The 24,455-nt window shown below is 73.5% G+C and carries 20 protein-coding genes and 3 pseudogenes; 11 read left to right on the top strand and 12 right to left on the bottom strand.

What is annotated here, in order from left to right:
* Positions 1-2: 2 nt before the first annotated feature.
* Together QQK26_RS14210 and QQK26_RS14205 are read right to left on the bottom strand one after the other, a co-directional pair.
* Positions 3-704 (bottom strand): hypothetical protein, encoded by a 702-nt coding sequence (locus QQK26_RS14210; protein WP_284233919.1) that lies wholly within the window; start codon positions 702-704, stop codon positions 3-5.
* The gene (locus QQK26_RS14205; protein ID WP_284233917.1) at positions 701-1,204 is read right to left on the bottom strand and encodes a sigma-70 family RNA polymerase sigma factor; all 504 of its coding nucleotides are present in this window, start codon (positions 1,202-1,204) and stop codon (positions 701-703) included. Before QQK26_RS14205 ends, QQK26_RS14210 begins: the two co-directional genes overlap by 4 nt.
* Before the next feature lie 214 nt (positions 1,205-1,418).
* On the opposite strand from QQK26_RS14205, the gene QQK26_RS14200 reads away from it, so the two are divergent.
* The 9 genes and pseudogenes from QQK26_RS14200 to glgB all read left to right on the top strand — a co-directional run bounded on the left by QQK26_RS14200 (position 1,419) and on the right by glgB (position 12,635).
* A complete protein-coding gene (locus QQK26_RS14200; protein WP_284233915.1) occupies positions 1,419-2,261 on the top strand; it encodes a CHRD domain-containing protein in 843 nt (280 codons plus the stop codon).
* A gap of 128 nt (positions 2,262-2,389) precedes the next feature.
* Complete coding sequence (locus QQK26_RS14195) at positions 2,390-2,722, top strand: hypothetical protein (RefSeq protein ID WP_284233910.1); 333 nt, start codon at positions 2,390-2,392, stop codon at positions 2,720-2,722.
* A 179-nt stretch (positions 2,723-2,901) separates the two neighbouring features.
* Entirely contained in the window at positions 2,902-3,243 is a 342-nt protein-coding gene (locus tag QQK26_RS14190; protein ID WP_284233908.1) for a hypothetical protein, read from the top strand.
* A pseudogene (locus tag QQK26_RS14185) lies at positions 3,240-4,198 on the top strand (AAA family ATPase). Before QQK26_RS14190 ends, QQK26_RS14185 begins: the two are co-directional and overlap by 4 nt.
* Positions 4,199-4,203: 5 nt before the next feature.
* Positions 4,204-5,658: a DUF58 domain-containing protein gene (locus QQK26_RS14180; RefSeq protein ID WP_284233905.1), complete on the top strand. Its 1,455-nt coding sequence runs from the start codon at positions 4,204-4,206 to the stop codon at positions 5,656-5,658.
* Positions 5,651-7,894, top strand: coding sequence for a transglutaminase TgpA family protein (locus QQK26_RS14175; protein ID WP_284233903.1), 2,244 nt, complete (start codon positions 5,651-5,653; stop codon positions 7,892-7,894). The genes QQK26_RS14180 and QQK26_RS14175 overlap by 8 nt, the downstream gene beginning before the upstream one ends.
* A 9-nt stretch (positions 7,895-7,903) precedes the next feature.
* Positions 7,904-8,389 carry a Cys-tRNA(Pro) deacylase gene (gene ybaK / locus QQK26_RS14170; protein WP_284233901.1) on the top strand — a complete coding sequence of 162 codons (486 nt, stop codon included), beginning with the start codon at positions 7,904-7,906 and terminating at the stop codon, positions 8,387-8,389.
* A gap of 94 nt (positions 8,390-8,483) precedes the next feature.
* Positions 8,484-10,467: pseudogene (locus QQK26_RS14165) on the top strand (maltotransferase domain-containing protein).
* A complete protein-coding gene (gene glgB / locus QQK26_RS14160) occupies positions 10,464-12,635 on the top strand; it encodes a 1,4-alpha-glucan branching protein GlgB (RefSeq protein ID WP_284233899.1) in 2,172 nt (723 codons plus the stop codon). The pseudogene QQK26_RS14165 and the gene glgB overlap by 4 nt, the downstream one beginning before the upstream one ends.
* Before the next feature lie 52 nt (positions 12,636-12,687).
* Here the strand turns inward: glgB and QQK26_RS14155 are convergent, their stop codons facing one another.
* From QQK26_RS14155 to QQK26_RS14130, 6 genes are all read right to left on the bottom strand, one after another.
* The gene (locus QQK26_RS14155) at positions 12,688-13,512 is read right to left on the bottom strand and encodes a signal peptidase I (RefSeq protein ID WP_284233897.1); all 825 of its coding nucleotides are present in this window, start codon (positions 13,510-13,512) and stop codon (positions 12,688-12,690) included.
* On the bottom strand, positions 13,509-14,312 hold the full coding sequence (locus QQK26_RS14150) for a hypothetical protein (RefSeq protein WP_284233894.1): 804 nt from the start codon (positions 14,310-14,312) through the stop codon (positions 13,509-13,511). The genes QQK26_RS14155 and QQK26_RS14150 overlap by 4 nt, the downstream gene beginning before the upstream one ends.
* Positions 14,300-15,244, bottom strand: a complete 945-nt coding sequence (locus tag QQK26_RS14145) for a SipW-dependent-type signal peptide-containing protein (RefSeq protein ID WP_284233893.1) — start codon at positions 15,242-15,244, stop codon at positions 14,300-14,302. The genes QQK26_RS14150 and QQK26_RS14145 overlap by 13 nt, the downstream gene beginning before the upstream one ends.
* Positions 15,245-15,287: 43 nt before the next feature.
* Positions 15,288-15,818 carry an alternate-type signal peptide domain-containing protein gene (locus QQK26_RS14140; RefSeq protein ID WP_284233890.1) on the bottom strand — a complete coding sequence of 177 codons (531 nt, stop codon included), beginning with the start codon at positions 15,816-15,818 and terminating at the stop codon, positions 15,288-15,290.
* Positions 15,819-16,073: 255 nt separating this feature from the next.
* Positions 16,074-16,880: a tetratricopeptide repeat protein gene (locus QQK26_RS14135; RefSeq protein ID WP_431308017.1), complete on the bottom strand. Its 807-nt coding sequence runs from the start codon at positions 16,878-16,880 to the stop codon at positions 16,074-16,076.
* A 136-nt stretch (positions 16,881-17,016) separates the two neighbouring features.
* The gene (locus QQK26_RS14130; RefSeq protein ID WP_284233889.1) at positions 17,017-18,795 is read right to left on the bottom strand and encodes a DUF8094 domain-containing protein; all 1,779 of its coding nucleotides are present in this window, start codon (positions 18,793-18,795) and stop codon (positions 17,017-17,019) included.
* A gap of 184 nt (positions 18,796-18,979) precedes the next feature.
* Between QQK26_RS14130 and QQK26_RS14125 the strand changes: the two genes are divergently transcribed.
* Together QQK26_RS14125 and QQK26_RS14120 are read left to right on the top strand one after the other, a co-directional pair.
* On the top strand, positions 18,980-20,752 hold the full coding sequence (locus QQK26_RS14125; RefSeq protein ID WP_284233887.1) for a coiled-coil domain-containing protein: 1,773 nt from the start codon (positions 18,980-18,982) through the stop codon (positions 20,750-20,752).
* Between the two features lie 25 nt (positions 20,753-20,777).
* A complete protein-coding gene (locus tag QQK26_RS14120; RefSeq protein WP_284233885.1) occupies positions 20,778-21,824 on the top strand; it encodes an AI-2E family transporter in 1,047 nt (348 codons plus the stop codon).
* Positions 21,825-21,878: 54 nt separating this feature from the next.
* Here the strand turns inward: QQK26_RS14120 and QQK26_RS14115 are convergent.
* The 4 genes and pseudogenes from QQK26_RS14115 to QQK26_RS14100 form a co-directional block, all read right to left on the bottom strand.
* A pseudogene (locus QQK26_RS14115) lies at positions 21,879-22,588 on the bottom strand (alpha/beta hydrolase).
* Entirely contained in the window at positions 22,585-22,884 is a 300-nt protein-coding gene (locus QQK26_RS14110; protein WP_284233884.1) for a hypothetical protein, read from the bottom strand. The pseudogene QQK26_RS14115 and the gene QQK26_RS14110 overlap by 4 nt, the downstream one beginning before the upstream one ends.
* A 218-nt stretch (positions 22,885-23,102) precedes the next feature.
* The gene (locus tag QQK26_RS14105) at positions 23,103-23,657 is read right to left on the bottom strand and encodes an aggregation-promoting factor C-terminal-like domain-containing protein (RefSeq protein ID WP_284233882.1); all 555 of its coding nucleotides are present in this window, start codon (positions 23,655-23,657) and stop codon (positions 23,103-23,105) included.
* Positions 23,658-23,897: 240 nt separating this feature from the next.
* Positions 23,898-24,452: a DivIVA domain-containing protein gene (locus tag QQK26_RS14100; protein WP_284233880.1), complete on the bottom strand. Its 555-nt coding sequence runs from the start codon at positions 24,450-24,452 to the stop codon at positions 23,898-23,900.
* Positions 24,453-24,455: the final 3 nt, after the last annotated feature.

Raw genomic sequence — 24,455 nt, 5'->3', positions numbered from 1 at the left:
GCTCAGACGGCGGGCACCTCGGCCACCGCGATCTGCCCGCCGTCGATCGCGCGGATGGCGACCGCCGCAACGTCCTCGCGCAGCACGGCGGCGTTGAGCCGGCACTCGATGGGCACGGTCGACCCGAGGAAGGTGCCGGACTCGACCTCCTCGCCGTCCTCGCCGACCACGACCACGGTGAACGCGTCGCCCGCGTCGAGGCCCTCGACGGTCAGCACCGTCTCGGTACCCCAGGTGTGCGCGACGAGCGCCGCGTCGATCTCCACCGACTCCGGCGCGCCCTCGAAGGCGACCTCCTCCACCGCGCCGAGCGTCCCGGGCGGGCCCTCGACCGCGGCGGGCGGCGCCGCGAGCAGCAGCCCGCCGCCGAGCCCGAGGCCGACGCAGGCGGCCGCGCCGACGGCCAGCAGCAGCGGGCGCATCAGGCGGCGGGACGAGCGGATGGGGGTGACCGGCGCATCCGCCATCCCCCCGTCGTCGAGCGCTGCGATCCGTGCCGCGAGCGACGCGCTCGGCGCGACGTCGTCCCAGCGCTCGACGGCGGGCAGGGCGTGGGCGACGGCCGAGAGCTCGGCGAACTCGGCGTCGATGGTGGGGTCGTCGGCGCGCAGCGCGTCGAGCTCGGCGCCCTCGTCGGGCGTGAGCTCACCGGCGAGGGCGGCGGCGATCAGCTCCGCCCGGCGGTCGGGTTCGAGGTCGTTCATGGGGTGGGGTCCACTTCGTCGAGAGCGGTGCGCAGGGCCCGCAGCGCGTAGAAGACGCGCGTGCGGAGGGTCGCCACGGGTACGCCGGTCCGCTCGGAGAGCTCCTGGTAGCTGAGGCCGGTCACGTGGATCGCGACGACCGCATCGCGGTGCGGCGCGCTGAGCTGGGCGAGACCGTCCACGATGCCGATCCGCTCGAGCGGGTCGGTCTCGTGCACGGATTCGGGAGCGTCGTGCTCGGGGACGAGCAGCGGGGAACGGGCGCGGCTGCGATGGGCGTCGAGCACGACACGGCGGATGATCGCGAAGAGCCAGGTGCGCACGCTGCCGCGATCGCCGTCGAAGCGCTCGCGGGCGCGCCAGGCCCGCAGGAACGTCTCCTGCACGCAGTCCTCGGCGAGCCCGCGATCGCGGAGGGCGTTGACGGCGAAGCCGAGGAGCGACGGGCCGTGCTCGGCGAAGGCGTCGCGCAGCTCGAAGGCGGGCCGCTGCTCGCTCATCGGGCTCCGTCCTGCCGCGCCCGGGGTCGCGACGATCGTCATCGTTCGACCTCCAGACTATCCGCGGCGCTCGCGGCTCCCACCAGGGGTACGCCGCATCCGCTCGACGCGTTCATCGACGGATCCGGGCAGCGGATGAACGCTTCGGCTCCCGCGCGCGTACGCCCTGTCGAGCAGCCCCATCCGGGGGCGCCGGTCGAGAGGTCCAGCCAGCATGTCGAAGCAGCGAACCATCCGGAATCTGACCATCGGCGGCGCGGCAGCCGCCGCCCTCGCGTTGGCGGCGACGACGCCGGCCAACGCCGAGACCGCCGTGCCCGAGCCCGACTCGTTCACGAGCGCCTTCGTGGTGGACGCCGTGCCGGGCGCGGTCATCGGCCCGGACGGCGCGCCGGCCCCGGGCGAACCCGACGCCCGCGGCAGGTTCGAGTTCCGCATCAACAGCGACCTCGAGATCATCTGCTACGACATCACGCTCACGGGTGTGACCGGCGAGTACCAGAGCCCTGCGAAGACCGCCACGCACATCCACGAGGCCGCCGTCGGCCAGCCCGGCCCGCCCCGCATCGCCTTCCCGAACCCCGTGGACGACGGCAGCGGCACCCGCACCTCCAGCGGCTGCCTGCAGGGGCCGTTCACGACCGGGGTCGCACCGGACGGCACCGACACGGGCACCGGGTTCACGCTCGCGCAGATCGAGGCGAACCCGGCCGGCTTCACCGGCGACACGCACACCGCGGCCTACACGGCGGGCACCGTGCGCGGACAGCTCGTCGCCGTCGATCTGCCGGTCGAGCCGAGCCCCGAGCCGTCGGCGCCCGCCCCGGCGCCCGAGCCCTCCGCCCCCGGCACCGGCACCGGCACCGGCACCGGCACCGGCACGGGCACGGGCACGGGCACCGGCGGCACGGGTGAGCCGGGCACCGGCACCGACCCCGATCGCCTCGCCGAGACGGGCCTCGACGCCGCAGCAGCGACCGGCCTGACCCTCGGCGTCCTCGCGATCGCCGCCGGCACCGGTCTCGTCATCGCCCGCCGCCGCGCGCACCGCGCCTGACGGTCCCGGCGGATGCGCGTCCCCAGCGCGCATCCGCCGCTCCGTCCAGCGGATGATCCTCCGTTCGAGGGGCGGACCCCGCAGCCCGGGGCTCGTAGAGTGGGACCACGCTGCACGGAGGGGGTTCCATGAGCGAGCAGGAGGGCGCCGCCCGGCGCCGACGGGTGCCGAACCCCTGGGTGATCGCGCTGCACGCGGGCGGTGTCGCGCTCGTCGCCGTGGGGATCGTGCTGCACGCGCTGTTCTGGAAGGACAACCTGCTCGGCATGTACGCCGGATACGGCTCCGAGCTCGCCAGCGGCATGACCGAGGAGCAGTTCCTGCGCACCCTGGCCGCCGGTCAGCTCGCCACGGAGCTCGTGCCCGTGTGCATCGGAGCCGGGATCGCAGCAGTGCTCGGCGCGCTCGCCCTGCAGGCGGTCGTCTGGGAGCAGCGGATGCGGATGCGGGCGTCCGCGTGAGCGATCCGCGCTACCCCGCGGCCTTCCAGCGACCGGACGGGACGCAGCCGGGCGGAGGGCAGCCGACCGCGCCCGTTCCGATGCGGCCGCCGCGCCCATCCGTTCGAAGCCCGCTGCCGGACACGGAGGTCCCCGCCTCGCCGCCGCGCACACCGTCGGCACGCGAAGGGAACCGCATCGTGCTGCTCGAGAGCGCGGGTGACGACGCGCCGGCCGAAGCGCCCGCCATGCGCCGCAACCCCGCGATCGGCGCGCTCTACGCCCTCGGCGCCGCGCTCATCCTCCTGGCCGTGCTCGGCGGCATCTGGTCGCAGGGCCTGCTGCGCCGCATCGAGTTCTCGGGCTTCGGCACGATGCTGAACCCCGATGGCCTCCTCGAGATGACCTTCCACCCCGAGGACGACACCGCCGCCGGCCTCGCGCGGCTGCTCGTGCAGCTCGCCCCCACGACCCTCGCCCTCGGCGTGCTCGCGCTCCTCGCCGCGATCGCGCTGCCCATCCTGACCAGGAGGCCCCGTTGAACATCCCCGAAGCCCAGCAGGCGGCCGGTCGCATCCTGGACGAGGTGCGCAAGGTCATCGACGGCAAGCCGGAGGCCACCCGCACGGCCCTCACGGTGCTGCTGGCCGAGGGGCACCTGCTGCTCGAGGACGTGCCCGGCGTGGGCAAGACCATGCTCGCCAAGGCGCTCTCGCGCGCGGTGGGCGGCACCATCAGCCGCATCCAGTTCACCCCCGACCTGTTGCCGAGCGACGTCACCGGCGTGTCGATCTACGACCAGCGCCAGGGCGCCTTCGTGTTCCAGCGCGGCGCCGTCTTCGCCAACGTCGTGATCGGCGACGAGATCAATCGCGCCTCGCCCAAGACGCAGTCGGCCCTGCTCGAGGCGATGGCAGAGCGCCAGGTGACCGTCGACGGCGTCACGCACGAGCTGCCGAACCCGTTCCTCGTCGTGGCCACGCAGAACCCGGTCGAGATGGACGGCACCTACGCGCTGCCCGAGGCGCAGCGCGACCGCTTCCTCGCGCGCATCTCGCTCGGCTACCCGGACGTGGCCGCCGAGCTCGAGATGCTGCGGCACCGCGGCACGGTCGACCCCTCGACCAGGTGCGGCCCGTGGTGACGGTCGCGCAGCTGCAGGCCATGATCGCCGCGGCGCGCGACGTCTTCATCGCGCCGCCGGTCGAGCAGTACCTCGTCGACCTCGTGCACGCCACGCGTGACCACCCCGACCTGCGGCTCGGCGCCAGCCCGCGCGCGACCCTGCACCTCGTGCGCGCCGTGAAGGCGCACGCGCTGCTCGACGGCCGCGATTTCGTGCTGCCCGACGACGTCGCCGCGCTCGCGGTGCCGGTGCTCGCCCACCGCATGCTGCCCATCCGGCAGTCGCTGTCGCTCAGCGGGCTCGGCGAGATGGACTTCCTCGAAGTCGTCGTGCAAGGCCTGCTCAACCGCGTCCCCGTGCCGACGGCCTGAGCCGCGTGGCCCGTCCCTCGAAGGTGCCGCGACCCGCGGGCACCCCGCGCAGCCGCCGTTCGGCGGAGCGCCGACGCGCCCGCGTGCGCGGGGTGGCCGGTTCCGCATCCGCTCGCTCCCGTCGGCCGCTGCTGCGCTGGGCGGTGCGGCCGACGCTCCGCGGCGCGGCGCTCGCGCTCGCCGGGGTGGCGCTGCTGACGGTCGGCCTGCTGCAGCGCTCGACCGTGCTCGGCTACGCCGGGGCGCTGCTGCTCGCCGCCGTCGCGACGGCCGTGCTGCTCGTGCTGCTGCTGCGCCCGAGGCCGACCGTGGACCGTCGCCTCGATCGCGCGCTCGTACCGGCCGGCGGTGCCGTGGAGGTGCGGCTGCAGCTGCGCAACCCGCGCACGCTCCCGATGCCGCCCGGCGACTGGACGGACGTCTTCGACGACCCCTTCACGGCGGATGCGGGCGGCCGCACCCCGCGCATCCCCGGCCGCGGGGAGGGCGCCGCCGTGATCGCCTATCGCATCGAGACCAGCGAGCGGGGCGACTACACCGTCGGACCGCTGCGCGCCGTCGTGACCGATCCGCTCGGCCTCGCGCGCTCCGAGCGCACCGCGGAGGGCTCCGCCTCGCTCGTCGTCACCCCGCGCATCACGCCGCTGCTCGACGTCGCGTACGCCGCCCAGCTCGACCAGGGCGTCAGCGCGCGGCGGCAGCTGCGCAGCGACCGCACGGTGCGCGACGTCACCGCCCGCGAGTACCGTCCCGGCGACCCGTTGCGGCACATGCACTGGCGCGCCACCGCCCACCACGGCGAGCTGATGGTGCGGCAGGAGGAGCACCAGGAGCGCTCCCGTTCGCTGCTGCTGCTCGACACCCGCGCCGAGAGCTACCTCACGGCCGCCGAGCGCGCGCTCGCCGCGGACCCGCGCCTCGAGCGCAACCGCCGCGAGCTGCTCGGCCTGACGGCGCTGTCGCGCTTCGAGTGGGCCGTGGAGGCGCTCGCCTCGCTGGCCGCGTTCCTCGACGCGCAGGGGGTGCGCGTGCGCCTGCTCGACGGGGGCACCGGCGACGGCACGGGGAACGACGGGCTCGAAGCGGTGCTGCTGCGGCTCGCCCGGGTCGACCTGTCGGACGACCGAGCGGATGCGCACGAGGCGCTGCTGCGCTCCGTCTCGGCCGAGCTCGCCGAGGGCCCGCAGCCGGTCTTCGGCGTGACCGGCGCGCACGGCGACGAGGAGCTCGGCGCGCTCGGCGCGCTGCGCTCGCGCGCCGGCGCGGGCACGCTGCTGCTCATGGACGAGGACGAGCCGGTCGCCGTCGCGCTGCGCGACCAGGGCTGGCGGGTGGGTGTAATGGATCTGCGCAGCGAGGTCGCGTTCGCGTGGTCGGACGACCCGACCCGCGAGGCCCCCGACTTCTTCGAGGACCTCGTCGCCGCGGAGATCCGAGGGCGGGAGGGACGGGATGGCTGAGCGGGGCGCCGAGCGCCTGCGCGCCCGCAGCCGTCGCACGCTGCCGGTCACCCTCGCGTCCTTCGTCGCGACCGGCGCCGCCGCATCCGGTCTGGGCATGCTCTTCCTGGGCCAGGACTGGTGGCTCGCGGGCATGGTCGCCGCCGCGATCGGGCTGACCGCGACCAGCCTGCTGCGCCGGGTGCCCGTGCCCGGGCTGGGTGCGCTGCCCTGGTTCCTGCCGTTCCTGGGCGGCCTCGTCGCCGTGGTGGTCGCGACCACCGCGATGCACTTCGGGCACCTGGCGACCGCGGGGCTGCTGCCCAACACGCCGACGCTCACGGCGCTGCGCGGAGGCCTCGCCGAGGCGGGCGCTGAGCTCGCCGTGCGCTCGGCCCCGCTCGAGGTGCCCGCCGGTTTCGACCCCGTGCTCACCGCCGGCATCGGCCTGCTCGCGCTGCTCGTGGAGCTGCTGGCGGTCACGCTGCGGCAGCCGGCGCTGGCCGGCCTGCCGCTGCTCGGCGTGCTGATCGTGCCGCCGTCGGTCACCCGTTGGGAGGTGGACGGGCCGGTGCTCGTCGCCACCGGCGCCGCCTTCCTGCTGCTGCTCTGGCTCGACCGGGTGCGGCGCGCGGGCGGCGGCATGGTGCTGCCCGGCGTAGCCGTGGTCGCGGTGGCCGCGATCGCCGGGCTGCTGGCGCCGACCCTCGGCCCGCACCGCAGCGAGATCGCGCTGCCCGGGCTCTCGAACCAGGCCTCGCCGCTGCTCAACCTCAGCGCCGACCTGCGCGCGGCCGGCGACCAGACCGTGCTCAGCTACACGTCGACGGGCGGGCCGCAGTACCTCGCGATCAGCCACATCGACGAGTTCGAGGGAGGCGTGTGGGGTCCCGCCGACCGCGGCGATCGTCGGGACGGGCCGCCCGAGTTCGGCCCCGTCGCCGGGCTGGACGACGCCGTGGCCCGCGACGAGGTGCGCACCGACATCACCATCGAGTCCCTGCGCGGCGACCTGCTGCCCCTGCCCGTGCGCCCGATCGACGCGGAGGGGCTCGACGACGGCTGGCGGCTCTCGACCGACGGACCCAACGTCTCCGGGGCCCAGCTGCGCGGTGGCGAGACCTACTCGGTGACCAGCCTCGCCCTGCAGCCCGACGCATCCCAGATCGATGCCGACGCCGGCGAGCCCGACGACGTGGAGCGGTACCTGCAGGTGCCCGACGACACCCCCGACATCGTGAGCGAGACCGCGCGCCGTGCGGTCGAGGGGGCGACGACGGCGGCGTCGCAGGGCGCGGCGCTGCAGGCCTTCTTCCGCGAGACGGACTTCGTCTACGACGAGTCCTCCCCGGCGCCCGGCGTGCGCGACGACCAGATCGAGGTGCTGGAGGACTTCCTCGAGGTGCGCCGCGGCTTCTGCGTGCACTTCGCCTCCGCGATGGCGGTCATGGCACGCGAGCTGGGCATCCCGTCCCGGATCGCGGTGGGCTACCTGCCCGGGCTGCCCGATCTCGAGGCCGGCGACCGCTTCGTCGTGCCGGCGAACGCGCTGCACGCCTGGCCGGAGCTCTACCTGGAGGGCCTGGGCTGGACGCCGTTCGAGCCCACCCCCGGCCGCGCCGACGTCACCACCGAGCCGTCGGCCACCCCGAGCGCCTCGCCGAGCTTCACCCCGGAGCCCTCCGACGAAGCCTTGCCGCCACCCGCATCGGGCGCGCCGAGCCCCTCGCCGAGCAGCACCGCGGGCGCTGCCCCCGCGCCGTCGGACGGCGTGAACCTGGCGACCGGCGTCATCTCGGCGATCCTGCTGATCGGCCTCGGCATCGTCCTCGGCCCGATGCTCGTGCGCATCGGTCTGCGCTCCAACCGCCTCGACTCGCGGCGCTCCGGCACCGAGTCGGCGTGGCGGGAGGCGCTGGCCACGGCGCGCGACCTCGGCTCGGTGCCCGCGGGCGAGGAGTCGCCGCAGGGCAGCGCCGAGCGCCTGCTCGGCCTGCTGCGCCCCGACGACGTCGAGGCCCGCGCCGCCGTGGCGGAGCTGCTGCGCCGGGTCGAGCGGATGCGCTTCGCCGAGCACCCGGGCACCGAGACCGGCGACGTCTCCGGCGACCTCGGCGCGCTCGTCGTTCGGGGCCTGCGACGCGCCGCGACCCCGCGCGACCGGATGCGCGCGACGTGGGCGCCGGCCTCCTTCGCCGGCCTGCCGCGCACGGCGGCTTCACGCCCCGCAGGCCGCCGGCCGCGCACGCGCTCCTAGGCTGAGCGGATGGCGAAGAAGGGCTCCGCAGGCACCCCGGCGACCGTCGCGCTCGCGGCGGCGGGCATCCCGTTCACGGTGCGCGGCTACACGCACGACCCTGCCGTCACCGACTTCGGGCAGGAGGCCGCCGCGGCGCTCGGCCTCCCGCAGGAGCAGGTGTTCAAGACGCTGCTCGTCGACCTGGACGGCGAGTTGGTCGTCGGCGTCGTGCCGGTGAGCGGCCAGCTCGACCTGAAGGCGCTGGCCGCGGCGCTCGGCGGCAAGAAGGCCGTCATGGCGCAGCCCGCCGTCGCGGAGCGCCACACCGGCTACGTCGTCGGCGGCATCAGCCCGATCGGTCAGCGCACCCGGCTGCGCACCGTCGTCGACGCCTCCGCGCAGGCCCTGCCGAGCATGCTCGTCTCCGGGGGCCGTCGCGGCCTCGACCTCGAGCTCGCGCCGGAGGACCTGCGTCGGGCGACCGGCGCACGCTTCGCGGCGATCGGTCGCTGAGGCTCGGCGCGGCCATCCGGCCCCGAGGCGGACGGCGGATGGATGCGACGTGAGAGCCCTCCCCTCCCCGACACCCCTCCGCTACGTTGAGCGCATGGCAGAGACCTCGGCGCCGCGGATCGGGCGCATCCCCATCCGCCACCTCGCTCCCGCTTCTCCCGAAGGGCGCTGGTCGCCCAAGGCCTACGCCGGGGAGGTCGTGCCGTTCCGCGCCACGGTCTTCCGCGAGGGCCACGACGAGCTCGGCGTGCGCCTGCTGCTGACGGGCCCGGATGGGACGCAGCGGACGATCCCGATGCGCCTGACCGCGAAGGGCACCGATCGCTGGCTGGCGGAGGTGCGGCTCGACGAGGTCGGCGACTGGCGCTGGACCGTACGCGGGTACAGCGACGAGTGGGCCACCTGGCTGCACACCGCCGAGATCAAGCTTGGCGCGGATCTCGACGTCGATCTGGTGCTCGTGATGGGCGAGCAGCTGCTCGCCAGCCGCAAGGGCAAGCCGTACCGCGACGCGCTGAAGGTGCTGCGCGACGTGTCGCTGCCGCCGCTCGAGCGCCTGCACCGCGTGAGCACCGGCGCCGCCGCCGCGGCGATCGCCGCCGAGCCGCTCGCGACCCTGGTGACCGACAGCGCCGAGCAGACGCTGCGCGTCGAGCGCTCGCGGGCCGGTCTCGGCAGCTGGTACGAGTTCTTCCCGCGCTCGGAGGGCGCGCCGCCAGCGCGACGGCTCGTGGAAGTCGGGCACCTTCCGCACGGCGGCGAAGCGTCTGCCCGCGGTCGCGGCGATGGGCTTCGACGTGCTCTACATGCCGCCCATCCACCCGATCGGCACGAGCCACCGCAAGGGCCCGAACAACACCCTCACGCCGGCGCCCGGGGACCCCGGGTCGCCCTGGGCGATCGGTGCGCCCGAGGGCGGCCACGACGCGATCCACCCGGACCTCGGCGAGCTCAAGGACTTCCGCTTCTTCGTCAAGCAGGCGCAGGCGAACGGCATCGAGGTCGCCCTCGACCTCGCCCTGCAGGCCTCCCCCGACCACCCCTGGGTCACGTCGCACCCGGAGTGGTTCACCAGCCGGCCCGACGGGTCGATCGCCTACGCCGAGAACCCGCCGAAGAAGTACCAGGACATCTACCCGGTCAACTTCGACAACGACCCGGAGGGCATCCGCGCGGAGGTGCTGCGGATCGTCGAGCACTGGATCGCGCAGGGCGTGCGCATCTTCCGGGTCGACAACCCGCACACCAAGCCCCTGGACTTCTGGGAGTGGCTGCTCGGCGTGATCCACGAGCGCCACCCCGACGTCGTGTTCCTCGCCGAGGCGTTCACCCGACCGCCGATGCTGCAGTCGCTCGCGCAGGCGGGCTTCCAGCAGAGCTACACCTACTTCACCTGGCGCAACACCAAGGAGGAGCTGGAGGAGTACCTCACCGAGCTCTCGCGCGAGACGAGCGACTTCCTGCGCCCGAACCTCTTCGTCAACACCCCCGACATCCTCACCGAGTACCTGCAGTTCGGCGGCCCGGCGGCCTACCGCATCCGCGCCGCCATCGCCGCGACCGGCAGCCCCACCTGGGGCGTCTACGCGGGCTACGAGCTCGTCGAGAACGTCGCCCGGCCGGGTGCCGAGGAGAACATCGACAACGAGAAGTTCGAGTACAAGGAGCGCGACTGGGCCGGTGCCGAGGAGCGCGGCGAGTCGCTCGCCCCCTACCTCGCCCGCCTCAACGAGATCCGCCGCGAGCACCCGGCGCTGCAGCAGCTGCGCAACCTGACGGTGCACTGGAGCGACGACGACGCGGTGCTCGTCTATTCGAAGCACCTCGCCGCGGAGCACTCGCCGGATGCGACGGCGGACACGGTCATCGTCGTGGCCAACGTCGACCCGCACTCGGTGCGCGAGACCGAGGTGCACCTCGACCTCGAGGCGCTCGGCCTGCCCGAGCGCTTCGCCGTCACCGACCTGCTCACGGGCGACGTCTGGACCTGGGGCGAGCACAACTACGTGCGCCTCGACGCCTTCCACAACCCGGTGCACCTCTTCTCGGTGTCGCCGCTCGACAAGGAGGACGCATGAGCGCCCGCATCGCACCGCCCGCCCTGGACGAGCACCTCATCGGCCGGATCGTCGGCGGAGCGGAGCCGCGCCCACACGACTGGCTCGGCCGCCACCCGCTCGCCACCGGTCCCGACGGCGTCGAGCGCTGGGTGCTGCGGGTCGTGCGCCCCCTCGCGGACCGCGTCACCGCCGTGTTCGAGGACGGCACGACCGCGGACTACGACCACACGAAGGACGGGCTCTGGGAGCTCGTCACCACGGTCGACGGGACGTACACCGTGCGCGCCGTCTACGGCGACGCTCCGGTCTGGGAGACCGAGGACCCCTACCGCTTCACCCCGACGATCGGCGAGCTCGACCTGCACCTGTGGGGCGAGGGCCGCCACGAGGAGGTCTGGAAGGTCTTCGGCGCGCATCACCGCGAGCACGAGGGCGTCGTCGGCACCGGCTTCTCGGTGTGGGCGCCGCACGCCCAGGCCGTGCGCGTGGTCGGCTCCTTCAACGAGTGGAACGGCGCGCGCCATCCCATGCGCCGGCTCGACGGCAACGGCGTCTGGGAGCTCTTCGTCCCCGGCGTCGGCGCCGGCACCACCTACAAGTGGGAGATCCTGACGCAGGACGGGCGCTGGGTGACGCGCGCCGATCCGCTCGCCCGCTACACCGAGACGCCGCCGCACACCGCGAGCGTCGTCGGCACGAGCTCCTACGCGTGGCAGGACGGCGACTGGCTGCGCGAACGCGCCGCCCGCGACCCGCACACGGGCCCGGCGAGCGTCTACGAGGTGCACCTCGGCTCGTGGCGCCCCGGCCTCGGCTACCGCGAGATGGCGGACCACCTCATCGAGTACGTCGGCGAGCTGGGCTTCACGCACGTGGAGTTCATGCCCGTCGCCGAGCACCCCTATGCGCCGAGCTGGGGCTACCAGGTGACCGGCTACTACGCGCCGACGAGCCGCTTCGGCCACCCCGACGACTTCCGCTACCTCGTCGACCGGCTGCACCAGGCGGGCATCGGCGTGATCATGGACTGGGTGCCCGGCCACTTCCCGAAGGACGAGTGGGCCCTCGCCGACTTCGACGGGCAGGCGCTCTACGAGCACAGCGACCCGCGCCGCGGCGAGCAGCTCGACTGGGGCACCAAGATCTTCAACTTCGGCGACTCGCAGGTGCGCAACTTCCTCGTCGCGAACGCCCTCTACTGGCTGGAGGAGTTCCACATCGACGGCCTGCGGGTCGACGCCGTGGCGAGCATGCTCTACCTCGACTACTCGCGCGAGGAGTGGCTGCCCAACCAGTACGGCGGTCGCGAGAACCTCGAGGCCATCGGCCTGCTGCAGGAGGTCAACGCCACCGCGTACAAGCGCAGCCCCGGCATCATGATGATCGCCGAGGAGTCCACCAGCTGGCCCGGCGTGACCCAGCCGACCGACCAGGGCGGGCTCGGCTTCGGGCTGAAGTGGAACATGGGGTGGATGAACGACACCCTGCGCTACATCGCGGTCGACCCGATGTACCGCACCCATCACCGCAACGACCTGACGTTCGGTTTCGTCTACGCGTTCAGCGAGCAGTTCATGCTGCCGATCAGCCACGACGAGGTCGTGCACGGCAAGGGCTCGCTGCTGACGAAGATGCCCGGCGACCAGTGGCAGAAGCTCGCCAACGTGCGCGCCTACCTGGCCTACATGTGGGCGCACCCGGGCAAGAAGCTGCTCTTCATGGGTCAGGAGTTCGGTCAGCCCAGCGAGTGGAGCGAGTCCCGCGGGCTGGACTGGTGGATCCTCGACCAGCCGGTGCACCGCGGCCTCTTCGACCTGGTCGCGCGCATGAACGCGCTGTACCGGGCGACGCCCGCGCTCTGGGAGCTGGACCACGACGGCTCGGGCTTCGAGATGCTCGGCGGCGACGGCGAGGTGCTCGCCTTCGCACGGCGCGACCGGCAGGGCCGTCCGATCGTCGCGGTCTTCAACTTCTCGGGCAACCCGGTGCACGACGCCCGCATCGCGCTGCCGCAGGCCGGCACGTGGAACGAGGTGCTCAACACCGACGCCGAGGTCTACGGCGGCTCCGGCGTGGGCAACCTCGGCGCCGTGCAGGCCTTCGACGAGGCGCACGACGGGCACCCCGCCTCCGCCGTGCTCACGCTGCCGCCGCTCGGCGCGCTCTGGCTGGCGCCCGCCGAGTGATCGGTGCCCGCATCCGCTCGGCAGACCGTCCGACGAGCGGATGCGGGACCGGTCAGCGACGTGCGCGCCGCGCGCCCCGCGGCCGCATGGGCGGCTGCTCGCCGTCGGCGCGGGCGTCGCCCATGGGCGCGGCGGCCTCCTGCTCGCGCAGGCCGGGTGCCCGCGCCTCCTGCTCGCGCACGCGGGGCGCCGACGCGGAGCGCCGGCCGTGCGCGGGCCGCGGCTCGTCGGACGGAGCGACGAAGGTGGCGCGGCGGCCGCCCTCGGGCTGCTGCGCGGCGCTCGCGCCGTCTCGCACCCGGGCACGACGTCCGGCCGAGGCCCCCGCCTCGGGCGCGAGGGCCGGCCGCCGCCCGCGCAGCGCCTGCACGACCAGCACGGCGGCGTACACGAAGAGCGCACCGGCGAGGACCGGCACCAGGATGGGACGCAGCTCCCCGGAGGTCAGGTTGGCGACCCAGCCGAGCAGCGGCAGCGAGTACCAGACCACCCCGCGCAACTGCTCCTGACCGACCGGGTTCGGGTCGGGCTCGTCGTTGTTGTCGCCCTGGGTGGTGAAGGCGTAACCGCCGTCGGCGTCGGTGATGACGCCGACGACGCGATGCGTCACGAGGGTGGGGTTGCCGGACTCCCACTGGAAGGTGATGATGCTGCCGATGCGCACGTCCGCCGGGTCCGTCGGACGCACGACGACCATGCTGCCCGGCGGCAGCCCGGGCTCCATCGAGCTGGTGAGCACCGTCAGTGCGACCGAGCCGGTGACCGCGGGGACGATGAGCACGAGTGCGGCGATGGCGGCGACCACCGCGAACACCCCGGCGGAGACGCCGAGGAGCAGGAAGTGGATGACGCCGCGACGGCTGCGACGGCCGCTCACTCGCGGCGCTCTCGTCGTCTGCCGATGACGGCGACGGCGACGCCGAGGATCGTGACCGCGGCGGCGGCGGCGAGCATCGGTGCGCCCGCCGTCCCCGTGAGCGCCAGCGCCAGCGCGGCCGCACCGGTCGGCTCATCCGGCTCGGCGGCGGCCGTCCGGGTCGGTCCGGAGCCGGCGGCGGCGGCCTCCGTGTCGTCGGGCAGTGCGAGGACGGGCAGCTGGATGCCGCTCAGCGGGCAGGCCTGCGCCGTGATGTCCTGGCCGATGTCCCGCGACGCGGACAGCAGCAGCGACAGGCCGGCCGAGGAGTTCTGGGCGGGCGGCGGCGCGTGCTCGTCGAAGGCGAGCATGACGATCACGGTCGCGACGCCGGACGCCTCGATCCGGTCCCCCGGCAGCACGCTCGTGCAGCGTCCGTCGCCGTCGAGCGGCACCATGGCCGCGCGGGACTGGGCACGCCCCGTCTCCTGCGCCACCGCGGCTCCGATGTGCAGCGAACGGGCGAAATCGGGGTTGTCGATGCGCACCTCGACCGCGTCGATGCGCAGCAGCGCGTCGGTGCCGGTGGTGTTGCGGACCATGAGCTCGCGGGTGACCGTGTCGCCGGGCACCAGCACGGGCAGCTCGTCGAAGAGCGCCTCGGGGATCGTCGTCGACCAGGTGGTGCCGTCGAGGCTCAGCTCGAGACCGTCGGTGGTCGTGCTCGCGGTGGCCGGCGCGGCGCTCGCGACGGAACCCGCGAGCAGCGCCGCGGCCACGACCCCGACGAGCGCTCGCCCAGCGGCCCTCAGGCGCACCATGTCTTGCCCTCCGAGTCGTAGCGGATGGCCCCGGTCGCGATGGTCGCACCGGTGTCGGTGCGGATGACGTCCACGGTGTACGTGCGGTTCCTGGCGAGGTTGGAGAACGCCTCGCGCTCGATCCAGTCCTGCGTGTTCCAGTAGGTGCCGTTGCTGCCGAGAACGGTCGAACCGGTGCGCACCTGGTACTTCACGGTGTCGGGCACGCCGCTCGGGTTCGACCAGACGACGTTCGTGTTCCAGCCGCTGTTGTCGTTGCACGTGAACCTCGGCGCCGAGGCGGCGACCGCCTTGACGCTCTGCGCGACCTTGCCCAGCGAGTCGACGCTCGTCCATCCGCCGCGCTTCGCGGTCAGGGTCAGCGTCGCGCTGTAGGCCTTGCCGGCGTAGGAGGAGATCTGAGCCGACGTGAGGGAGGTGCGCAGGCAGTAGACCTGGGTCTCGCCCGCGGCGACCGTGGAGGAGACCCGGCCGAGTGCGGACCAGCTCATGGCGTCGCCGGAGCTGGCGGCCGTCTCGGTGCAGGACGAGGCGGCGGAGACCCGCCACAGATTGACCGCGATGGCCGAGGCCAGTCCGGTGTCGCCGGCGATCGCGACGCCCGCGCTGACGGTCGCCGACGCCGAGCCGGTGTTCTTGACGACCAGGGAGGTGGTCTTGCGAGCGGTGCCGTTGGCGTAGACGACCGTGGCGTCCGCGAGCGTCGACTGGGTGATGTCGATCGATCCCGCGGTCACGGAGGGCACCGAGACGCTCGCCGTGCTGCTCCACAGCGCGGCGGTACCGCCGAGGCCCAGGAGGGCGGCGAACGCCACCACGACCGTGGCGAGGGTGCCGCGCACCAGGAAGCGGCCGATGTCGACCGTGCCGCGCGCCCGGCGATGCCGGGAGGCGGAACGAGAGGAGGGGCGCTGCCTCCGTGACCGGGACATGCGCACCTCCTCTCCGATGCTCGCTGCTGCTGTCGTCCGGGGATCAGGCCTTCGCGACCTGGGCGAGGGTGAAGGCGATGTTGCTGAAGGCCGCGGTCGAGTTCTGCCCGCCGGTGGCGTTCGCGTCGAACTTGAGGGTAACGGTCGCGTTCGCCGTGGTCGAGATGGTGCCGTTGGTGACGGCGACGGTGTAGACCGTGTCGCTCTTCTTGGTGAGGCCGGCGCCGGTGACCGAGAGCTCGGCGGTGGCGCCGGCGATCTGGCTGGTGCTCTGCAGCGCGTTCCAGGACAGCTCGGCGGCGAGGTTGGTGCCGGTGCCGCTGATGGTCAGGTCCTGCTTGAAGGAGATGGTGTCCCCGGGGACGATGCGGTAGGTCGCGATGTCGATCTTCTGGCCGGCCGCGTTGTACCAGGCCCCCGCGGTGGAGGAGGGCGTGAGCGAGAGCGACCCGGACTGGATGGACGAGACCGACACGTTGGCCGACTGGTTCCACATCGCGAAGGTGCCCGCGCCTCCCGACAGGAGGGCGATACCGGCAGCGGCGGCGATGGTGGCCTTGACGAGCTTGTGCATGATGATGCCTTTCGAGTCGATCGCAGCGCGAGATCGCCGAAGACGATGCGCAGCCGGGAAGAAGCGGATGCCCTCGATCCGAGGGCCGGCCCGATCCGCGGCTCGCTGTCTTCAGCGGATCGCAGCTCGTTGCCTGATGGCTCCGACTCTATGCACTCGCATCCACATGCAGCCTGCTGTCCCCCCGAAGGAAAGGGGAAGCATTCGCGGTCACCACCCTGGAGGCTCAAGATCCGCGAAAGACCACCGCGGCGCTCAGTACAGGAGCGAGGTGAGCCGGCGGCGCGCAGCGGCGACCCGGGGGTCGTCCCCGCCGGCCACCTGGAAGTACGCGAGCAGACGCACGCGCACCTGCTCCTTGCCTGCGGCGTCGAGACTCGGGAACAGCTCGAGCAGACGCCCGAAGGCGTCCTCGAGGTGGCCGCCGCTGAGGTCGAGGTCAGCGACGGCGAGCTGCGCGTCGACGTCGCCCGGGGCGTCACCCGCCGCCTGGCGGATCTCCGCGGCCGTGCGCCCCGCGAGGCGCTCGAGCAGCTCGACCTGTGCGAGACCGGCGGCGGCGTCGTGGTCGGCCGGGTTCTGCGCGATGGCCTTCCTGTACGCGGCGATCGCGGTGGGGTAGTCGCCCCGGTCGATGGCGTCGAAGGCCTCCTGATGCAGCGGCGGCAGCGGCGGCTGCTCGGGCTCGGCCGGCGCCTCGGCGCCATCGAGCTCGATGCTGCCGGTGACGCCGTTCTGCGCGGCGAGCTCCAGCAGCTGCTCGAGCACGCCCTGCACCTGCTCCTCGGCCGGCAGGCCCTGGAAGAGCGAGACGGGGCGGCCGGCGACGACCGCGGCGACCGTGGGGATCGCATCCGCCTGGAACGCCTGGGCGAGCTGCGGGTTGGCCTCGGCGTCGATGCGGGCCAGCACGAGACGGCCCGCGGCGGCGCGCACCAGGCGCTCGAGCAGGGCGCCGAGCTGCTGGCTCTGCTCGGACCAGCCGGCGTAGAGCTCGGCGACGACGGGCACCGTGTTCGAGAGCTCGAGGATCGAGGCGAAGCCCGCATCCGTGCCCTCCACGACGACATCGACCCCGCCGGGAGCGGCGGCGGCATCGGAGGCCGGCGGGGCGGCCTGCTGCGGCGGGGCGGCGCGGCGTGCGAGGGACGAGAGGTCGACGGCTCCGCGCAGCGAGGCGACGGAGGGGGCAGGTCGGTCATTCGAGCTCCGAGGCTTCCAGGAAGCCGTTGCTGTAGCCGAGGACCCGGACGGTCTGGTCGGCGGCGGTGGACGGTGGGACGGCGAAGAGCAGTTGCAGACCGTAGGTCGAGCGGACCCCCGTGGTCGTCGACTCCTTGTCGAGCACGGCGGCGGTGGTCTCGCCGAGGTTGATCTCGCCGCTGTCGACGGGCTTGACCTCGTAGACGTCCTTCAGCGAGACGGCCACGATGGCACCGGCGTCGTTCGTGGCGAGGGCGATGGTCTCGCCGGTGCCCGCCTCGATCCGCGTGTCGAAGGTGCCGTTCTCGCCGAGCGCGTCGCGGGTGTCCTGACGATTCTGCTGGCCGATCTGCGTCCGCAGGCCGTCGGCCTCCTCCGAGAAGAGGCCGGCGGAACCGCTCGAGTCGCCGTTGATGAGCACGTCGCCGTAGGCGGCGCCGAGCTGCGACGGCGGCACGGCGAGCAGCTGGTCGTCGGGCGAGAGCCGTGCGGCGCCGATGCTGGCGGGCGCGACGTCGGGGAACTGGGCGCCGGGCGCGAAGGCGACGGCGTACTGCACCTTGTAGTTCTCGCGCGGGCTGTTCTGCGTGAGCACGACCGCCACCTGCGACGCCTCGGCGTCGGCCTCGTCGCGCAGCACGGCGAAAACGGTGCGCGGCCACGCCTCGGTCGCCTGCGGCAGCGTCACCTCGACGACCGACGCGGGGATGACGGGCGGCGCGGGCTCCTCGGCCTCGGCGGCGAGGAGTGCGTAGTAGCCGCGGCGCTCGTCGAGCGCCGCGCCGTCGAAGCGCGCCGAGGCGGCATCGGCGTCGCGCGCCTCGTCGGCCGCGGCGCCGACCTCGGCGACCTGCGCCAGGATGCGCTCGGCCTGCGCCTGCGTGACGACCGGCGGCTCGACCGCGGGCCCCGCCGACTCGGACGCCGACGGCGACGGGCTGGCGTCCACGTCGAGGGAGGGCGTGCCGGTGCAGCCCGCGAGCGCGGCCACGGCGATACCGGCCGGCAGCAGCGCGATGCGCTTGCGGGTCGCACGGCGTCCGCGCGGCGACTCGAGCTGCGGCCCCGGCGGGCGGCCGGCGCCGAGCACGCCGGGCTTCGGGCGCCTCGGCGGCTTCGGGCCCTTGGGCTGCTTGGCGGTCTTGCGGCGCGGACCCTGACCCCGGCGCAGGTGCACGAGCGCCCAGATGTAGAGGGCGAGACCGAGCACCAGCATGACGCTGCCGGCGACGATGAGCGGCACGGCGTAGGGGGTGCTGTCGTCGATGGGCCACTGCACGGAGATGGCGTCCGGCGCCGGGGCGGTGCCGTCCGTGGCCAACAGCACGCTCATGTCCGAGCGGACGCCGCTGGTCAGCTCGACGGCGTCCACGCCGTCGACCTCGTCGAACCAGAGGTCCGAGCCGCGCGGGTCGGGCGCCTCGCTCTCGGCACCGGTGACCAGCTCGCTGACGAGCTCGCCGGACTCGAGGTCGGCGGTGACGAGGTTGTGGTCGGTGTCGCCCACCCAGGCGAGCACGTCGACCGTTCGCCCGTAGGCGACGAGCAGCTCGCCCTCGCCGGACACGGTCATGGAGCGCGACGGGGAGAGCGCGTCGAGCTCGATGCCGAGCTGCTCGACGGCCTCGCCGTCGACGACCGTGAGCGGCGCCGCCTCGGTCCGCACGGAGGAGGTCGCGCTCTCGGGCCCCGCCAGGATGGTCCGCTGACCGATGCCCCAGCCGATCATGAGGGCCGCGAGCACGAAGCTCACGATGGCCAGCACGAAGCGCACGATGGGTGATCCTCTCGGGTAGGGGGTCCCGGATGGGCGGAGAACGGAGCAACGGTAGCGGATGCGCCTGGGCGCCACCTCCCCGCGGCCCCCGCCCCGTCACCCCGCGACGGTGCCCCTGACTACACTCGACCTGTCCGCGGACGCCCCGCGACGACTGCCCCACGCAGCGCCCGAAGGAGACATGGTGGCCACAGACGAGTCGAGCTTCTCGATCCAGGTGCGCGGGTACAACCGCGACGAGGTCGACAAGGCGATGCAGGAGCTGCGCCGCGAGCTCATCAAGGCCAACACCGAGAAGGCGGAGGCGAACAGGGAGCTCAAGCAGCTGGGCGCCCAGGTCGGCGAGCTGCAGACCGAGCTCGACGAGGTCGGCACCCCCACCTACAGCGGGCTCGGCTCCCGCCTCGAGACCACCCTGCGCCTCGCCGAGGAGCAGGCGACCCGCCTCATCGGCCAGGCCGACATCGACGCGGAGAAGCTGCGCGCCGCCGTGCAGAAGGAGACCGTCGCCGCGCGCGATGAGGCGCGCGAGTACGCCGAGCGCCTGGTGCGCGAGGCCACCGAGAAGGCCGCATCGACGCTCGAGCAGGCTCGTGCCGAGAGCGAGGCGGCCCTCCGCCGCTCGCGCGACACGGCCGAGACCGCCACCAACGACGCCCTCCGCGAGGCTGCGGCCATCCGCGGCGCCGTCGCCACGGAGGCCGCCGAGGTGCGCGCCACCGCCGCCCGCGAGTCCGGCACCCTGCGCTCCGATGCCGAGCGCGAGGCCGCCGAGCTGCGCGTCGTCGTCGAGCGCGAGACGGTCGCGGCCCGCGAGGCTGCGGCGCAGCTCGCGCGGGACACCGAGCGCGACCGCATCGAGTTCACGGCGGGGGTCGAGCGCCGCCGCGCCGACGTGCAGGCCGAGCTCGAGGCTGCCCGCACCTCGGTGGAGACCGAGCTGGCCCGCCTGCGCGCCGAGCAGGAGACGGAGCTGACCGAGCGCCGCAACCGCCAGGACGCGGAGCTCGCGCAGGCGCGCGGCGAGCAGGAGGCCGAGCTGGCGCGCATCCGCTCGGAGCAGCAGGCGCAGCTGGCGCAGGCCCGCGCCGAGCAGGAGGCCGACCTCAACCGGCGCCGCAACCAGCAGGAGGACGAGATCGCCGAGCGCAGGAACGCGCAGGAGGCCGAGCTCGCCCGCACCCGCTCGGAATGGGAGGCCGAGTTCGAGCAGCGCCGGAACGAGCAGGAGAACGCACTCGCCGAGCGCCTCACCGCCCTCGAGAACGAGCTCGCCGAGCGGGCCACCCGCGAGCACGCCGACCTCGACCAGCGCCGCAATCTGCAGGAGGCCGAGCTCGGTCAGCGCCGCGCAGCGCTCGAGGCCGAGATCGAGCAGCGCAGCACCGACTTCGAGCGCGAGTTCGAGGAGCGCCGGGCCGGCACCGAGCACGAGCAGGAGCAGGCCCGCGCCGCCTTCGAGCATCAGGACGGCGAGGCCCGCGCCGCGCTGCAGCGCGAGACCGAGCAGGCCCGCATGGACCTCGAGATGGAGCTCACCTCGCGCAGGGACGCGGCCGAGAAGGAGTATCTGGCCAAGCACCAGGAGGCGGTCGCGCAGACGCAGAAGTACCTCGACGAGGCGAACGCGCAGCTCGCCGACGCCCTGCGGCGCGCATCCGACAAGCGGCTCGAGGCCGACACGCTCGAGGCCGCCGGCGAGGCGAACGAGAGGGCCTCGCGGCAGCGCGCCGACGACCTCGCCACCGAGATCCTCGCCAACGCCGAGGCCCGCGCCGCCGCGCTCGTCGCGGAGGCGCAGGAGCGCACGGATGCGCTGGTCGCGGATGCGGAGGAGCGCCTGGCCAGGATCCGCATCGAGCGCGAGGCGGTCGCGGGATACTTCACGAACCTGCGTAGCGTGCTGAGCAATGCCGAGCAGGTCTCGTCGAGCGAGTACGACGACCAGGACTGACCGCGAGGCCGACGAGGAGCAGTCCGTGAAGATCAACAACGCGTTCAAGGTCGGTCTGCTCGGCGGGCTCGGTGTGCTCGTCGCCCTCGTCATCGGCGGCGCCGTGTCGAGCCTGGCGACGATCATCACCTACATCGCCGTCGCGCTCTTCATCTCGCTCGGCCTGGAGCCGATCATCTCCTGGCTCGAGAAGCGCAGGGTGCCGCGCTGGGCGGCCATCCTCATCGTGCTCACCGCGTTCGTCGGCGGGCTCGTCGGGTTCTTCTTCGCGGTGATCCCGGTGATCGTCAATCAGACCTCCGGCCTCATCCAGCAGATCACCGACTACTTCCAGAGCTTCACCTTCGACGAGTTCATCGACGAGGCCCAGGGCTACGTGGGCGACTGGGTGAACCTCGGCAACGTGCGCGACGACGTGGTCGCGTTCTTCCGCGACCCGGAGAACATCATCGAGGTCGGCAACGGCATCCTCGCCGTCGGCATCGCGATCGGCTCGGGCGTCTTCGGCGTGATCGTGGTGCTGATCCTCACCCTCTACTTCACCTCGTCGATGAAGACCATCAAGCGCGGCCTCTACGGCCTCGTCGCCGCGTCGAAGCGCAAGCGCTTCATCGAGATCTCCGAGCAGGTCACGCAGGCGGTCGGCCGCTACGTCGTCGGGCAGGCCTCGCTGGCCGCGTGCAACGGCGTGCTGAGCTTCATCTTCCTCAGCATCCTCGGCTCCCCGTTCGCCGCGCTGCTCGCCTTCGTGGCCTTCCTCTGCTCGCTCGTGCCGCTGGTCGGAACGATCACCGGCTCGATCATCATCGTCGCGACCACGGCCTTCCTGCCGTTCCCCGCGGTGCTCTGGGCGGCCGGGTACTACCTCGTCTACATGCAGATCGAGGCCTACGTGCTCAGCCCGAACATCATGAACCGCGCCGTCAAGGTGCCCGGAGCGATCGTCGTCATCGCGGCCCTCGCCGGCGGCACCCTCGCGGGCGTGCTCGGCGCGCTCGTCGCGATCCCGGTGGCCGCCTCGATCCTGATCATCGTCAAGCAGGTCTGGGTGCCGCGGCAGAACGAGCTGTAGCCGGTCGGAGCGAGCGGATGCGCGCATCCGCTCGCCGGGTCGGCGACGAGCCGCTCAGGGCCAGCTGGTCGGCAGCGGCAGCGCCTCGGGGCGCACGACGCGCAGGATCTCCGTGAGCGCCTGACGGGTCTGGGTCTCCCCACCCACAGGTGCTTGGCGCCCTCGACGCCGGTCAGCTGCGCCTCCGGCACGACGGCGAAGCGCTCGGCCGCCTCGGCGGGGCGCAGGTAGTCGTCGAGCTCGGGCACGATGACGCCGAGGCGCTCGCCGCTGCCGGCCCAGGCGGCGAGCTCGGCGTCGCTCGTGCGGTGCAGCGGCGGCGAGAGCAGCACGGCGCCGACGATCGGATGCGCGCGGCCGTGCTTGAGCGCCACCTCGGTGCCGAACGACCAGCCCAGCAGCCACGGATGCGGCAGGCCGCGCTCGGCGACGAGGTCCATCGCCGCGGCGAGGTCGTGCCGCTCGTCGTCGCCCTCGCCGAACGCGCCCTCGCTGCGACCGCGCGGCGACTCCACGCCGCGGAAGTTGAAGCGCAGCACGGCCAGGTCGGCGAGCTCGGGCAGCCGGGCCGCGGCCTTGCGCAGGATGTGCGAGTCCATGAAACCGCCGTGCGTGGGCAGCGGATGCAGGCACACGAGCGTCGCGGCCGGCGGGCGCCCCTCGGGCACGGCCAGCTCGCCGACGAGCGTCAGGCCGTCGGCCGTGCGCAGCTCGACGTCCTCGCGCAGGGCGGGCAGCTCCACGCCGCCGCGGATCTCGGTCATGCGGTCCTCCAGCAGTGCTCGTGCCAATGCCGGCGCGCGGCGAGGTCCGCCGCGTCGCCCAGCACGCCGTCCATGCGCCACACCACCAGGTGCGCGACCCCGGCCTCGATCGCGCCGCCGCAGCCGGGGCAGCTGTAGGCCTTCACGGCCTTCGCCGCGGAGATCGGCTGCACGCTGAACGCCTGGCCCCGACGGCTCTCGGTGCGGCGGTTGCCCATGAGCACGCTCTCGATGTCGCGCTCCGGCTCGGCGTGCCCTCCGCCCGCGCGACGACGGGGTCGGTTCGAGCGGGGCATGCCCTCGAGTCTAGACAGCGACCCTGCACCCCGCCCCACGCGCCCGCCCCACGGCGCCCGCGTTGGGGCGGTTCGGCGACATCGGGGCGTGCGGACGCATGCCCCGACGTCGCCGAACCGCCCCAACACTGAACGAGAGCACGCGCGGCAGCCGCGGCGCATACGCGAACGGGCCGCCCTCGTGCGAGGACGGCCCGTTCGGGGAAGCTGCTGCGGGGTCAGTACCAGCCGGAGGCCTGCGACTTGGCCCAGGCACCGCATGGCGTGCCGTAGCGCCCCGAGATGTAGCCGAGGCCCCAGGTGATCTGGGTCGCGGGGTTCGACGCCCAGTCGCCGCCGACCGAGGCCATCTTGCTGCCCGGCAGCGCCTGCGGGATGCCGTAGGCACCGCTCGAGGTGTTGTGGGCATAGACGTTCCAGCCGGACTCCTTGTTCCACAGGGAGACGAGGCAGTCGTACTGGTCGGTGCCCCAGCCGCGGGCGGCCACCATGTCGGCGGCGATCGCCTTGGCGCTGCCCGGGTCGGGCGTCCCGGCCACCGGAGCCACACCGCTGCCACTGCCGCCGGTGCTGCCCGTGGTCGGTGCGACCACGACGGGCTCGGGCTCCGGCTCGGTGTACGTGAAGCCGTCGCGGACGACCTCGGCGCTGGCCGTGGCCGAGACCTCGACGCTCTGCGCCTGCGGCCGCCACTCGGCCGACATGGCGGTCGCGTACGCGGTCGGCTCCGGGCTCACGAAGAGTGCGGCCACGAGCGCGGTGACCGCGAACATGACGAACCCGAAACGCTGTGCCGGGTTGCCCCGGCGGTCGATGATGGAGGCCGTCGCCGCGCTCGCGCGCGTCGGCCTGATGGTCGCTTGGGCGCCGCCACGGACCAGTCCCCGTCGGGTCGAGCTCGGGTCGGTCTGGGGGACGCGCGTCAGTGCATGCTTACCCACAGTGCCCCAATGGTAACAAATCGGTGAACGGATGCACCTGGACGGTTCCCGGACGCCGGGATCCGGATTCGCTCAAGAAGCGCGCACGGCCAGCATCACCGAGACGACGCTGTCGAGCAGGTAGTCCACCTGGCGCTCCCGGTAGCCCCCGCGCTGGGCGCGGAAGGTGACCGTCCGCACATCCTCGAGGTTCAGCGGCTTGCCGTTCTCGAGGTACCGCGAGATGCGGTTGGCGAAGCGGTCGACGTCGCGGCGGCGGTACCCCTGCGCGAAGACGCTGGAGCGCGCGAAGCGCTGGCCGGCCGGCCGGGAGAGGCGGTCGAGCACGATCTGCGCGAGGCCGCGGGCGTCGCCGTACCAGCCCACCTCGTCGGCGTGCAGCGCACGCTCGCGCTCGCGGGTCGCGAAGGCGTCCTCGAGCCGCTCGAGCGCGGCGTCGACGTGGGTCGCGGAGTAGCCGCGGCGCACGATGGTGAAGGTGGTGTCGCGGATCTGCTGGGCGCCGATCGCGGTCTGCTCGCCCCGCGGGGCGGCGTAGGCCTCACGGGCCCGGGCGAGGAACTCCTCGACCTCCTCGGCGGCGTAACCGCGCTCGTGCTTGCGCACGCGGGGGAAGGTGTCGGTCACGGC

Source organism: Arenivirga flava (assembly GCF_030161575.1).
Classification (GTDB): domain Bacteria; phylum Actinomycetota; class Actinomycetes; order Actinomycetales; family Microbacteriaceae; genus Arenivirga; species Arenivirga flava.
Note: the sequence above shows the minus strand (reverse complement) of the source record. Positions and strands in the feature narration are given on the sequence as shown.

Bases quoted from the DNA above. Each gene is read 5' to 3' on its own strand.
- QQK26_RS14210 (WP_284233919.1), bottom strand. From the start codon at position 704: ATGAACGACCTCGAACCCGACCGCCGGGCGGAGCTGATCGCCGCCGCC.
- QQK26_RS14205 (WP_284233917.1), bottom strand. From the start codon at position 1,204: ATGAGCGAGCAGCGGCCCGCCTTCGAGCTGCGCGACGCCTTCGCCGAG.
- QQK26_RS14200 (WP_284233915.1), top strand. From the start codon at position 1,419: ATGTCGAAGCAGCGAACCATCCGGAATCTGACCATCGGCGGCGCGGCA.
- QQK26_RS14195 (WP_284233910.1), top strand. From the start codon at position 2,390: ATGAGCGAGCAGGAGGGCGCCGCCCGGCGCCGACGGGTGCCGAACCCC.
- QQK26_RS14175 (WP_284233903.1), top strand. From the start codon at position 5,651: ATGGCTGAGCGGGGCGCCGAGCGCCTGCGCGCCCGCAGCCGTCGCACG.
- ybaK (WP_284233901.1), top strand. From the start codon at position 7,904: ATGGCGAAGAAGGGCTCCGCAGGCACCCCGGCGACCGTCGCGCTCGCG.
- glgB (WP_284233899.1), top strand. From the start codon at position 10,464: ATGAGCGCCCGCATCGCACCGCCCGCCCTGGACGAGCACCTCATCGGC.
- QQK26_RS14150 (WP_284233894.1), bottom strand. From the start codon at position 14,312: ATGGTGCGCCTGAGGGCCGCTGGGCGAGCGCTCGTCGGGGTCGTGGCC.
- QQK26_RS14145 (WP_284233893.1), bottom strand. From the start codon at position 15,244: ATGTCCCGGTCACGGAGGCAGCGCCCCTCCTCTCGTTCCGCCTCCCGG.
- QQK26_RS14140 (WP_284233890.1), bottom strand. From the start codon at position 15,818: ATGCACAAGCTCGTCAAGGCCACCATCGCCGCCGCTGCCGGTATCGCC.
- QQK26_RS14125 (WP_284233887.1), top strand. From the start codon at position 18,980: ATGGTGGCCACAGACGAGTCGAGCTTCTCGATCCAGGTGCGCGGGTAC.
- QQK26_RS14110 (WP_284233884.1), bottom strand. From the start codon at position 22,884: ATGCCCCGCTCGAACCGACCCCGTCGTCGCGCGGGCGGAGGGCACGCC.
- QQK26_RS14105 (WP_284233882.1), bottom strand. From the start codon at position 23,657: ATGTTCGCGGTCACCGCGCTCGTGGCCGCACTCTTCGTGAGCCCGGAG.